The sequence below is a fragment of the Maribacter sp. X9 genome (assembly GCF_048537565.1).
GTDB lineage: Bacteria > Bacteroidota > Bacteroidia > Flavobacteriales > Flavobacteriaceae > Maribacter.
Window position 1 is genome coordinate 921,429 of sequence record NZ_CP183215.1, and the last position, 11,362, is coordinate 932,790.

The window sequence follows — 11,362 nt, forward strand, 5'->3', positions numbered from 1 at the left end:
ACCATGAAATTCGCTTATATCCTACTTTTTCTATCCATTTCCTTCGGACAGGTAACGGCACAGGACTATTTTTTTCCGGAAGCCAATGCAACGTGGGCAACCAAATCTCCGGAATCCTTTAAAATAGATGCTGAAAAATTAAAAACCGTCGTCCAATTTGCCGAAGCCCATGAATATTCCGGTTCGCGAGATTTGCGTATCGCAATTTTGAAAGGATTTGAACGGGAGCCTTTCCATAAAATTCTGGGTCCCACCAAAAAACGGGGCGGACCGGCCGGCATGATTCTTAAAAATGGGTATGTAGTGGCCCAGTGGGGCGATACCAAAAGGGTGGGCATGACCTTTAGTGTCACCAAAAGTTTTTTAAGTACGATGGCCGGCTTGGCAGAGGACCAAGGACTCATTGCGGACACGAAAGATTTAGCCGGTAATTATATCTGGGACGGTACCTTTGAGGGTACCCATAACTCGAAGATTACTTGGGAGCATTTGTTACAACAAAATTCGGCATGGTCGGGAGAACTCTGGGGTGGAAAGGATTGGGCCGACAGACCTCCACGTGAAGGGGATATCGATGATTGGAGGTTGGAGAAGCCCAAGGAACCCGGTACGGTCATGGAGTATAATGACGTTCGGGTAAACGTTTTGGCCTACGCCCTTACCCACGTTTGGCGAAAACCCATGCCCTTAGTGCTAAAGGAGCGGATTATGGATAAAATTGGAGCCTCTACCACTTGGCGCTGGTTCGGGTATGATAAGGCTTGGACCGAAATTGACGGAATCAAAATGAAATCGGTCACCGGTGGTGGTCACTCCGGCGCCGGACTATTCATCAGTGCCGAGGATATGGCCCGTTTCGGGATGTTATTTTTGAACGATGGTAAATGGAAGAACGAGCAATTGATTTCATCGGCTTGGATTCAGAAAGCGACGACGCCTTCGCAACCCAATCCCAATTATGGCTATATGTGGTGGTTGAACCAAAAAGGAGACCGGCATTGGGAAGGGCTTTCAGAAGACATTTTTTACGCGGCAGGTTTTGGAGGAAATTTTATCGTCATTGACAAAGCACATGACGTGGTGGTGGTTACGCGTTGGTTAGAACCGAATACCATCGGAGAATTCATGACCAAAGTAACCGCTGCGTTAAACTAATAATTTATAGCTTATTTAGGATTTCGACTGCTTGCTCTAAAGTCTCGTGTCTTTTGGCAAAGCAGAAACGGAGCATATGATCGTTACGGTTATTTACATTGAAGGAAGAAATAGGGATGCTTGCTAGTTTATTGTCTATAATCAAACGTTTCCCTAAATCTTCATCTTCTTCATCGGTTATTCCCGAATAATCCAGCAACTGAAAATAGGTGCCTTGGGAAGGTTGAAATTTAAAACGTGAATTTTTTATCCCTTCCAGAAAATAGTCCCTTTTCTGTTGGTAGAAGCCATTTAAAGCCAAGTAGTGCGATGCATCTTCAAGATAGGTTGCCAAAGCACGCTGCACGGGATGATCCACGCAGAATACGGCAAATTGGTGTACTTTTCTAAATTCTGCCATCAATGCGGCGGGAGCGGCACAATATCCCATTTTCCATCCGGTCACGTGAAAGGTTTTTCCAAAAGACGCACAAACAAAACTGCGGGCCGCCAGATGTGGAAAACGGGAAGCGCTCTGATGTTCCTCCCCATCAAAAATGATATGTTCGTACACCTCATCGCTTAATAAGATAATATTCGTAGGCCGTAGGATTTCCTGAAGTTGTTCCATATCCTTTTGGGATAGGATTTTCCCGCTGGGATTATGTGGGGTGTTGATGATGACCATCTTCGTACGGTCCGTTAGTTTGGCCTTAAAAGCGCTCCAATCGATTTGGTAATCCGGAGCCTCTAATTGAACATAAATGGGTATTCCTCCGTTTAGGGTAATGGCCGGTTCGTAGCAATCGTACGCAGGTTTGATGACAATGACCTCGTCACCTGGACCGATAAAGGCAGTAATGGCGGTAGAAATCGCTTGGGTGGCACCAACAGTCACCGTTATTTCCGTTTCGGGGTGGTAATGATGTTGGTGAAGTGAGGCTATTTTGGCTGAGATAATCTCCCGTAATCCAAAATAACCGGGCATGGGGGCATACTGGTTGTGACCCTTTTGCATGGCATTGGTAACCAAAGCCAATAAATTGGGGTCCGCCTCAAAATTTGGAAATCCCTGGGACAGGTCAATGGCATTGTGCTGCCGGGCAAGATTACCAACCGTGGTAAAAATGGTGGTCTTTACATCGGGAAGTTTGGACGAACCGGGAATTTCAAATACTTGCATTCGTAAATTTAGGAATTTTAAAACAGCGCATAAAAAAAGCCCGACCTATTGGTCGGGCTTTTTTTGGACTAATTCAAATTATGCATGTTGCATTTCGTGTTTTCCTTCTTTTATCTCCTCAATTAACTTGGAGTTAAAAGCCGGTAGGTCATTTGGATTTCTACTTGTTACAAATCCTTGGTCTACAACTACTTCTTGGTCTACCCAATTAGCTCCCGCATTCACTAAATCATCCTTAATGGAGTTGAATGATGTCATTTTTCTACCTTCTACCACTCCTGCACTTATTAAAGTCCAAGGTGCGTGGCAAATAGCGGCTACGGGTTTCTTCATTTTAAAGAAGTCACGTACGAACATTAATGCATCCTCGTTTCTTCTTAAAGTATCTGGGTTAATGACTCCGCCTGGTAGGACCAAGGCATTGTACTCTTCCGCTTTTACATCTTTTAGATTTCGGTCTACTTTATAGGTATTCGACCAATTTCCATCACTCCATGATTTTATTTCTCCGTTTTCAGGACTTACGATATCCACTTTAAAGCCTTCTTTTTCCATGGCTTCTTTTGGAGATTTTAATTCACTTTCTTCAAATCCATTTGTAGCTAATATTGCTATCCTCTTCATATATTGTGTTTTTAAGATTAATAATTTCGTTATACCTCAATATAAGATATTTTAGGGCAAATCTCTGTTAAGGCCTTATTAAATAAGGCTTTGCAAACGTTAAGGTTTGTTAAGGCTACCAGATTTAAGAAGGTTTCCGCTCTAAATGTTCAATCACAATGCGAAGACAGGCGTCCAATTCTTTTTTGATTTCGGATTCCCAAAAACGGAATACAGTATAGCCTTTTTCCTTTAAGGCTTGGTTCACTTCTGCATCCCGTTGGATGTTCCGTTCAAACTTTGCGATCCAAAACGCGCGATTGGTTTTGATTTTGGGTTTACGTTCTTCCCAATTTTTACCGTGCCAATATTCCCCATCGATAAAGATGACGGTTTTGTATTTGGGTAGGGCGATATCCGGTTTGCCTATTAATTTCTTATAATCGATACGGTAGCGATAGCCTTTGGCATACAAGGCCTTTCGGAAGGCTAATTCTGGTTTGGTGTTTTTACCCCTAATTTTGCTCATGATTCTAGAGCGCTGTGGGGTAGTGTAGAATCCGGACTCCTCGTTAAACCGGGGCACTTTTATCCGTTCTTCTGAATAGTCTTTGGACATGTTTAAAAATAAAAAATCCCAGACCAAAAGGTGTGGGATTTCATTTATTTATTGACTTGAAAAATTATCCTTCCAAACTGGCGCTAATGTACTCGCGGTTCATGCGCGCAATGTTCTCCAAGGAAATTCCCTTTGGACATTCCACCTCACAGGCACCGGTATTGGTACAGTTACCAAAACCTTCCAAATCCATTTGACGTACCATGTTCTGAACACGTTCTGTAGCTTCTACTTGTCCCTGAGGTAATAGCGCATATTGCGATACTTTAGCTGAGGTGAACAACATGGCACTTGCATTCTTGCAAGCCGCAACACAAGCACCACAACCGATGCAAGCCGCTGCGTAGAAAGCATCGTCAGCATCTTCTTTATTGATCGGAATCGAATTCGCATCTTGTGTATTGCCTGAAGTGTTGATCGATATATAACCTCCTGCTTGTTGAATTCTATCAAAGGCAGTACGGTCAACAATTAAATCTTTAATTACCGGAAAGGCTTTCGCTCTAAAGGGTTCGATAACGATGGTATCCCCATCATTGAATTTACGCATGTGCAATTGACAGGTGGTTACCAGTCTATCCGGACCATGGGGCTCACCGTTAATTTGAAGCGAACAAGAACCGCAGATACCTTCCCTACAGTCATGGTCGAACTCTATAGCTTCTTCACCTTTGTTGATCAAGTCTTCATTAAGAACATCCATCATTTCTAAGAACGACATATCGCCATCTATACCATCAATGGTATAGTCTTTCATGCTTCCTTTAGTTTTAGCATCTTTTTGACGCCATATTTTTAGATTCAGCTTCATAGCTTCTTATTTATAACTTCTTGTTTTTAATTCGATGTTTTCGTACTTCAATTCCTCCTTATGCAATACGGCATCTTTAGGCTCCCCTTTGTATTCCCAAGCGGATACGAACTTAAAGTTTTCATCATCCCGTAACGCCTCACCTTCAGGAGTTTGATATTCTTCACGGAAGTGACCTCCACAAGATTCATTTCTAGTTAAGGCATCCTTGGCGAACAATTCTCCCAATTCTAAGAAGTCGGCAACTCGACCTGCTTTTTCCAATTCTTGGTTTTTGCTATCCGCTGATCCAGGAACGCGAACGTTTTCCCAGAAATCTCTGCGTAACGCCGAAATTTCATCTATGGCTTGTTGTAATTCTACTGCATTACGAGACATTCCACATTTATTCCACATGATTTTACCTAGTTTCTTATGGTAGTAATCTACGGAATGTGTTCCCTTACCATTCATCAATTTCTCCATACGGTCACGAACTTCTTTTTCCGCGGCATCGAATTCTTTGGAGTCGGTAGGTATTTTACCTGTTCTAATATCGTTGGACAAGTAATCGCCAATGGTATAGGGCAGTACAAAATAACCGTCTGCCAAACCTTGCATTAAGGCCGATGCTCCTAAACGGTTTGCGCCATGATCACTAAAGTTGGCTTCACCCGCGGCGTAACATCCTTCGATGGTGGTCTGTAAATTATAATCGACCCAAAGACCGCCCATGGTATAGTGTACCGCTGGATAAATCATCATTGGGGTCTTGTACGGATTTTCATCCACGATTTTCTCGTACATCTGGAAAAGGTTACCATATTTGGCCTCAACTACCTCTTCACCAAAAGCCCTTATTTCTTTGTCGGTGGCATCTTTATGACCACTGGTCAATGCTTTTTCTTTACCATATCGCATGATGGCGGCATCAAAATCCAAATACACGGCTTCCCCTGTTTTGTTGACACCAAAACCGGCATCACAACGTTCTTTGGCGGCTCTTGAGGCCACATCCCTTGGAACCAGGTTTCCGAATGCAGGATAACGTCTTTCCAAATAGTAATCCCTATCCTCTTCCTTTATTTGTGTTGGTTTTAATTTGCCAGCACGAATGGCCTCGGCATCTTCTAATTTTTTTGGGACCCAAATACGACCGTCATTACGCAATGATTCTGACATCAACGTTAGCTTCGACTGATGGTCTCCAGAAACCGGAATACACGTCGGGTGGATTTGCGTAAAACATGGGTTGGCAAAATAAGCCCCACGTCTGTGCGCTCTCCAAGCGGCCATTACGTTGCTTCCCATAGCATTGGTCGATAAAAAGAATACGTTACCGTACCCACCTGTTGCCAAAACAACGGCATGTGCGGAATGACGCTCTATTTCACCGGTCACCAAGTTACGTGCAATGATACCACGGGCCTTACCATCGATCTTTACCAAATCCATCATTTCATGACGGTTGAACGGCTGGATTTTTCCTCTATTAATTTGACGGTTCATAGCGGAGTAGGCCCCGAGCAATAATTGTTGCCCTGTTTGTCCTTTAGCATAAAAAGTTCTGGAAACCAAAACCCCACCAAAAGAGCGGTTATCCAAAAGACCACCATATTCGCGGGCGAAAGGAACTCCTTGAGCTACGCATTGGTCAATGATTTGTCCGGAGACTTCTGCCAAACGGTATACATTGCCTTCTCTAGAACGGTAATCACCACCTTTTACGGTATCATAGAATAAGCGATAGTTACTATCTCCATCTCCTTGATAGTTCTTGGCCGCGTTGATTCCCCCTTGTGCGGCAATTGAGTGCGCGCGTCTAGGTGAATCTTGATAGCAGAATGTTTTTACGTTATAACCTAATTCTGCTAACGTTGCTGCTGCAGAACCACCGGCCAGACCTGTGCCCACTACGATAATATCAATATTACGTTTGTTGGCAGGGTTTACCAGATTAATTTCGTTTTTATGTTTCGTCCATTTATCGGCCAATGGCCCCTTAGGAACTTTAGAATCCAAAATGCCCATACTTAATGTGTTATTGGGTTAAGGTGATGATATATGGCAATTAGTGCGAAACCAGCTGGAATGGCAATGGCATATATCTTCGTAAATGTTTTTATTGCGGGGGTGTACTTGTTGTTGACCCCCATGGTTTGGAATGATGATGAAAAACCATGTAAAAGATGCAAGGATAAAAGAACGAAAGCGATTACATAAATAACGGTTCTCCATATCGGCTCAAATTTCTCAACGGTTTCCGCATAATAACGGGTCGGGTCTTCGGAGTTGCCCTCTATATATTTAAAGGCCATTTCATGAACCCAGAAATCATAGAAGTGAAGTCCTAAAAATGCAAGTACTACCAAACCGGTAACGATCATGTTCCTTGACACCCAAGATGAATTGGCACTGCCGTTATACTTTGCATAACTAACGGCTCTTGCTCTATTGTTCTGTATCTCTAAAACAATACCCATAACAAAATGGACGACAACACCAGCGATCAAGATGGGCTGTAGTACAAATTGTACTAACGGGTTGTACCCCATAAAATGGGACCAAGAGTTAAACGTATCAGGAGCAATGACTGAGGTAAGGTTAATGGTAAAGTGTTGGCCTAGAAAAAGGACCAAAAAAAGTCCCGAAAGTGCCATTACTACTTTTCGGGCTATTGAAGATTTTATCAATCCACTCATTATTTTGATTTTTTTAGCGGGGGTAAAGTTACGGTACAAGCAAGTTATTAACAAGTTTTCAATAGCTTTAGTATACTAATTTAGACCAATTATAAAGGGGTGAAAATCCTGTTTAAAGATTAAATGGAATTTTCTGGTATTAATTGTGAAATTTTAAACAAAAAAGAATGAGATGGGTTGGGCTTTTTCCTTTTCGAATAATTCCATTTTACCTAACCCCCATTTTTCAGCCTTTTCCAAATCTTTAAAATGTGTAGTGTTCCTTTTAAATAATATGCACTCTAAAGCAACGCTTGCAAAACTACCCTCGGTCAGGTCTACCACGGCATAATAAGGAAGCTGATGTCTACTTTTATGGAATCTCATCCAATTAAAAGGATTTACGGTATAATAATTTACCCTATTGGAGCTATAAACAAGGGAGCTTCCTTTTCCGAAAATCTCTGGTGCGGCCATAATTCTTTTTTCGGCCATTTTCCATTGAAACAAGATATCTTCTTTGATTTCGGAAATTACCAACTTATCAAAGTAGTAGAATACACCAAATTCATATTCCCTTATTTCACGGATTTTCTTAAAAAAGTCAAGCTCCATAACACGTTTCATGGGTTGGTTGGATCAGCGAATAAAGAAATGCTGTTCCATTATCAATCTCAATATGGTAATAGCATTGAATGATGACGTACAGGTAAAGGACGTGCCTTATTGCTCCATGTCCTTTAGTTGAATGGAAAGCGCCCTGGTGGACAGTTGTACTTCAACAAAACTCAAAACCAAAGAAATAATTAAGGCAAATAGACTGATGCCAAAAACCAATTTTGCTCCAATTTCATAATTGAAAAAAATAAGTGCCATAGTAATGACGGCCAATAGAAAGCTAAAAATAGCTGAGGCCTGCATATTCTTTATAATCGTTAACCGCTTCCGTAATTTTTTCACTTGTAGCTCAATGGAAGTAGAACCCGTTTCTTGATATTTTTGATGTAATTGGCGTATCAGTGCAGCGATGGCAAGATACCGTGCATTATAGGCCAACATGGTCAATGAAATGGCCGGAAAGAGTAGGGCGGGTATGCCTAAAGTTAGTTCCATAGTTTTTGATTAGTCGGTTGCGATACCAAAATAGCTCCAGGTTACCTCAGTGTCAAAAGGATTTTCTTGACCGTGTAGTTCTCCGGGTTCAATGGTAATACATTGTCCGGGACCCACTTCATAGTCTTTGCCGGATATGTTGAAAATAGCGTTTCCGGTTTGAATGTGAAATACCTCATACATAGTATCATGTTTGTGCAATTCCACTTTTTGACCTGGTTTAAAAACAGCGGTGCCGTACATCATTAACTGTGGAATTTCACCCGGACCTATCAAGGTTTTTTTCTTGATGTCGGGATTATGGCTTACGCCTAATTCCGATAAGGAATGCCAATCAACGATTTTCATTGCTATTCGATTTCAAATGTGGTTTTTTCGGCAATTCCATTTCCCTTCAATTCTACCGTATAGGTACCTTTTGGTAAATAGGTTTTTCCGTCTTTAGCTTCCTTCAATTCGGTTTTGTGCTTTTTAAGATAGTTCAATTTTCCAATTTTTGAAAAAGTTAAATCATAGGAAAGGATGTTCAAACCTTTATCGGCAGGGACGTGGGTTTCACTTACTACGATATCATCCGAAGAACTGATTTTCGCTTCAACGGCATCATCGGATCCTGAGTAAAATGAAATATCCAATCCGGGAGTGCTAGGCTTGGACCAAGAACTCCAAGAATTTCCCCATCGGCTTGAATATTTTATAGCTTCCAGCGGAAAGATATATAAATCCTTTTTTAGGATTTCAGGGGTCATTTTTTGTATGTTCGAAATATCTGCTTTATAAATACTTCTTCCGTGTGTACCTACTAGGAGATGTTTGGCCTTCGCCTGTATGGCAAGATCATGTACGGCTACATAGGGCATTCCATTTTGCAAGGACTCCCAAGATGCTCCCCTGTTCAACGAGACATACAGGCCGTTATCCGTTCCTACGAACAATATATTTTCATTTTCAGGATCTTCTACGATAACATTGACCGGTGAAGTGGGAATATTAGCGGAAATCGATTTCCAATTAGTTCCCATATCTTCGCTGACATAGAGGTACGGCCTAAAATCATCTGAGCGATATCCATTTAAAGCAGCGTATACCCGTTCTTTTTTATGTTGTGAAGCAACGACCCTGCTCACCCATAAATTAAGTGGCAAATTCGCGGAAAGTACCTCCCAGCTTCCTCCTCCGTTGGTGGTTCTTTGTACTAATCCATCATCACTACCCGTATAAATTAACCCAAATTTAAAGGGAGATTCAGAAATGGTGGTCAACGTTCCATAGGCCACGTTCCCTTTTTTACTCCCTTGGGTCAAGTCTGCGGAAATTACCTCCCAATCATCTCCTTGATTTAGGGAGCGATGAAGTTTATTGCCACCCATATACAGAATATCTTGATTGTGTGGCGATAGTAAAATAGGCGTTTGCCAATTGAATCGGTACGGTGTTTCGCCCAATTCATGTTTGGGTTGTATGTAGGTGCGTTTATCATTTTCCACATCTAACCGAAAATAATTACCAAACTGAAAACCCGCATAAATGATATTGGAATTTCGATTGTCCACCTGTACCTGCATTCCATCACCCCCTAAAATCGATCTCCAGGGATATTGACCCTCTTGGTGCCACGCTGTATTTTCTTCTACATTATGAGGGCCCATCCATACACCATTATCCTGTAAACCACCATAAACCTTGTAGGGTTCTTCGTTATCCACGGCTATGGCGTAGAACTGCCCAACGGTGGGCGAGTTGTTCTTAATCCAATGGCCCCCATCATCGTAGCTGGTATTGACACCACCATCGTTTCCATTGATCAAATGCCCTTTTAGATTTGGGTCCACCCAAAGTGCATGATGATCGGAATGCACATTGTCTCCACTGATAGAGGTATAGGTTTTACCCCCATCCTTGGAGGAAATGATGGGAACCCCGGCCAGATAAATGGCATTTACATTTTTTGGATCAACCGTAATTTGGGCAAAATAATACCCGTAGCTGTAGAAAAGATCATCTATATAATCCTCGTTTTGCTTGTTCCAGGTTTTACCTCCATCGTTACTACGATATACTTCTGCACCAATAACAGGGGTGTCGAACAATTGGCTATTGGCATCCTCTAGATAGAGCGCTAGGTCGGCCGGCTTGACCGCATCGCTGCGTACCATTTGTTTTACGTTATCGGCACGGTATTTTTCCTGAAAATTATTGGTCTTTAAAAATTCATTAAGTTCCTTGTCCCCCAACTTTAAAAATTCTTCTTTAGAAAGCCTTTTAAAAGCTTCCTTGGTAAGGCCTACTTTTTCATTCTTTTTTTCTTCAGATTTTTTCCGTCTGTATTGATTGTCATGAACGGCATACACCGTTTTTTCATCGAATACCGCTAAACCGATACGGCCAACTCCCGTTCCTGTTGGGAATCCACTGGAAGGCGTTGAAATTTTCGACCAAGTGCTTCCCGCATCGGTGCTTTTATAAATTCCGGAACCCTCGCCATTTCCCACAAAGTCCCATGCCTTACGATCCTTTTGCCAAGCGGCGGCATATTGGATCCTGAAATTATTTGGCGCTACCGCAACATCGATTATTCCCGTTTCATTATCAATGTTCAATGTTTTTTTCCAAGTTTTTCCCCCATCGGTGGTTGTATAGATACCGCGTTCCTCATTTGGCGAATACAAATGACCCGCTACCCCTACGGTCACTTCATTCGGATTATCTGGGTTTACCACAATCCTGCCTATATGATGAGCATCGGTAAGCCCCATATTTTCCCAGGTTTTACCCTTATCGGTCGATTTTAAAATACCGATACCTGCATAAGAGGAGCGCGAAGCATTATTTTCCCCAGTACCTACCCATAAGGTGCCGCTTGGCCAATGCACCGCAATATCCCCTAAGTTCTGGGTTTGGGTTTCATCCATTACCGGGGTAAAAGAGGTTCCATTATTATTGGTGTACCATAAGCCTCCGGAGGCATAAGCCACATAATATTCGGTAGGATTGGCTTCATTTACCGCCAAATCCACTACACGGCCGCTCATTATGGACGGACCAATATTTCTTAAGGGAAGGTTTTTCAGTAAGGAATTTTCTTCCATTGTTTTTTTAGCAGCGAGCGATGCCTGGACCTGTTCTGGTGTCGTAGGCTGCAGCTGGGCCGAGACCATAGAAATACCGGCGAGAAAAAGAGCGTAAAATTGTTTCATTTTTTAAAAGTGCTATTATTGATGGTAAGTTACGGATTCCTT

General features: G+C 42.2%; 11 protein-coding genes. 1 reads left to right on the forward strand and 10 read right to left on the reverse strand.

The annotated features are described in order from the left end of the window. The first annotated feature begins 3 nt into the window (after nucleotides 1-3). Nucleotides 4-1,155 (forward strand): serine hydrolase domain-containing protein, encoded by a 1,152-nt coding sequence (locus ACNR9Q_RS03895; RefSeq protein WP_419213297.1) that lies wholly within the window; start codon nucleotides 4-6, stop codon nucleotides 1,153-1,155. Nucleotides 1,156-1,159: 4 nt separating this feature from the next. Here ACNR9Q_RS03895 and ACNR9Q_RS03900 read toward each other — a convergent pair whose 3' ends face one another. The 10 genes from ACNR9Q_RS03900 to ACNR9Q_RS03945 form a co-directional block, all read right to left on the reverse strand. Further along, nucleotides 1,160-2,317 (reverse strand): methionine aminotransferase, encoded by a 1,158-nt coding sequence (locus ACNR9Q_RS03900; RefSeq protein ID WP_419213298.1) that lies wholly within the window; start codon nucleotides 2,315-2,317, stop codon nucleotides 1,160-1,162. A gap of 78 nt (nucleotides 2,318-2,395) precedes the next feature. Next, entirely contained in the window at nucleotides 2,396-2,941 is a 546-nt protein-coding gene (locus tag ACNR9Q_RS03905; protein WP_419213299.1) for a type 1 glutamine amidotransferase domain-containing protein, read from the reverse strand. A gap of 124 nt (nucleotides 2,942-3,065) precedes the next feature. Next, the gene (locus tag ACNR9Q_RS03910) at nucleotides 3,066-3,539 is read right to left on the reverse strand and encodes a very short patch repair endonuclease (protein WP_419213300.1); all 474 of its coding nucleotides are present in this window, start codon (nucleotides 3,537-3,539) and stop codon (nucleotides 3,066-3,068) included. 64 nt (nucleotides 3,540-3,603) lie between these two features. Next, nucleotides 3,604-4,350, reverse strand: coding sequence for a succinate dehydrogenase/fumarate reductase iron-sulfur subunit (locus ACNR9Q_RS03915; RefSeq protein WP_419213301.1), 747 nt, complete (start codon nucleotides 4,348-4,350; stop codon nucleotides 3,604-3,606). Between the two features lie 6 nt (nucleotides 4,351-4,356). Continuing rightward, nucleotides 4,357-6,360 (reverse strand): fumarate reductase/succinate dehydrogenase flavoprotein subunit, encoded by a 2,004-nt coding sequence (locus tag ACNR9Q_RS03920; RefSeq protein WP_419213302.1) that lies wholly within the window; start codon nucleotides 6,358-6,360, stop codon nucleotides 4,357-4,359. A 2-nt stretch (nucleotides 6,361-6,362) separates the two neighbouring features. After that, a complete protein-coding gene (locus ACNR9Q_RS03925; RefSeq protein WP_419213303.1) occupies nucleotides 6,363-7,031 on the reverse strand; it encodes a succinate dehydrogenase cytochrome b subunit in 669 nt (222 codons plus the stop codon). A 153-nt stretch (nucleotides 7,032-7,184) separates the two neighbouring features. Beyond that, nucleotides 7,185-7,637 carry a hypothetical protein gene (locus ACNR9Q_RS03930; protein WP_419213304.1) on the reverse strand — a complete coding sequence of 151 codons (453 nt, stop codon included), beginning with the start codon at nucleotides 7,635-7,637 and terminating at the stop codon, nucleotides 7,185-7,187. Nucleotides 7,638-7,733: 96 nt separating this feature from the next. After that, a complete protein-coding gene (locus tag ACNR9Q_RS03935; RefSeq protein WP_419213305.1) occupies nucleotides 7,734-8,123 on the reverse strand; it encodes a DUF2721 domain-containing protein in 390 nt (129 codons plus the stop codon). A 9-nt stretch (nucleotides 8,124-8,132) separates the two neighbouring features. Continuing rightward, nucleotides 8,133-8,471 carry a cupin domain-containing protein gene (locus ACNR9Q_RS03940; protein WP_419213306.1) on the reverse strand — a complete coding sequence of 113 codons (339 nt, stop codon included), beginning with the start codon at nucleotides 8,469-8,471 and terminating at the stop codon, nucleotides 8,133-8,135. A gap of 2 nt (nucleotides 8,472-8,473) precedes the next feature. Beyond that, nucleotides 8,474-11,320 (reverse strand): WD40/YVTN/BNR-like repeat-containing protein, encoded by a 2,847-nt coding sequence (locus ACNR9Q_RS03945; RefSeq protein WP_419213307.1) that lies wholly within the window; start codon nucleotides 11,318-11,320, stop codon nucleotides 8,474-8,476. Nucleotides 11,321-11,362: the final 42 nt, after the last annotated feature.

Excerpts from the sequence above, each read along its gene's own strand:
- ACNR9Q_RS03930 (WP_419213304.1), bottom strand. The coding sequence starts at position 7,637 with ATGAAACGTGTTATGGAGCTTGACTTTTTTAAGAAAATCCGTGAAATA.
- ACNR9Q_RS03910 (WP_419213300.1), bottom strand. The coding sequence starts at position 3,539 with ATGTCCAAAGACTATTCAGAAGAACGGATAAAAGTGCCCCGGTTTAAC.
- ACNR9Q_RS03895 (WP_419213297.1), top strand. The coding sequence starts at position 4 with ATGAAATTCGCTTATATCCTACTTTTTCTATCCATTTCCTTCGGACAG.
- ACNR9Q_RS03945 (WP_419213307.1), bottom strand. The coding sequence starts at position 11,320 with ATGAAACAATTTTACGCTCTTTTTCTCGCCGGTATTTCTATGGTCTCG.
- ACNR9Q_RS03905 (WP_419213299.1), bottom strand. The coding sequence starts at position 2,941 with ATGAAGAGGATAGCAATATTAGCTACAAATGGATTTGAAGAAAGTGAA.
- ACNR9Q_RS03940 (WP_419213306.1), bottom strand. The coding sequence starts at position 8,471 with ATGAAAATCGTTGATTGGCATTCCTTATCGGAATTAGGCGTAAGCCAT.
- ACNR9Q_RS03900 (WP_419213298.1), bottom strand. The coding sequence starts at position 2,317 with ATGCAAGTATTTGAAATTCCCGGTTCGTCCAAACTTCCCGATGTAAAG.
- ACNR9Q_RS03935 (WP_419213305.1), bottom strand. The coding sequence starts at position 8,123 with ATGGAACTAACTTTAGGCATACCCGCCCTACTCTTTCCGGCCATTTCA.
- ACNR9Q_RS03920 (WP_419213302.1), bottom strand. The coding sequence starts at position 6,360 with ATGGGCATTTTGGATTCTAAAGTTCCTAAGGGGCCATTGGCCGATAAA.
- ACNR9Q_RS03925 (WP_419213303.1), bottom strand. The coding sequence starts at position 7,031 with ATGAGTGGATTGATAAAATCTTCAATAGCCCGAAAAGTAGTAATGGCA.
- ACNR9Q_RS03915 (WP_419213301.1), bottom strand. The coding sequence starts at position 4,350 with ATGAAGCTGAATCTAAAAATATGGCGTCAAAAAGATGCTAAAACTAAA.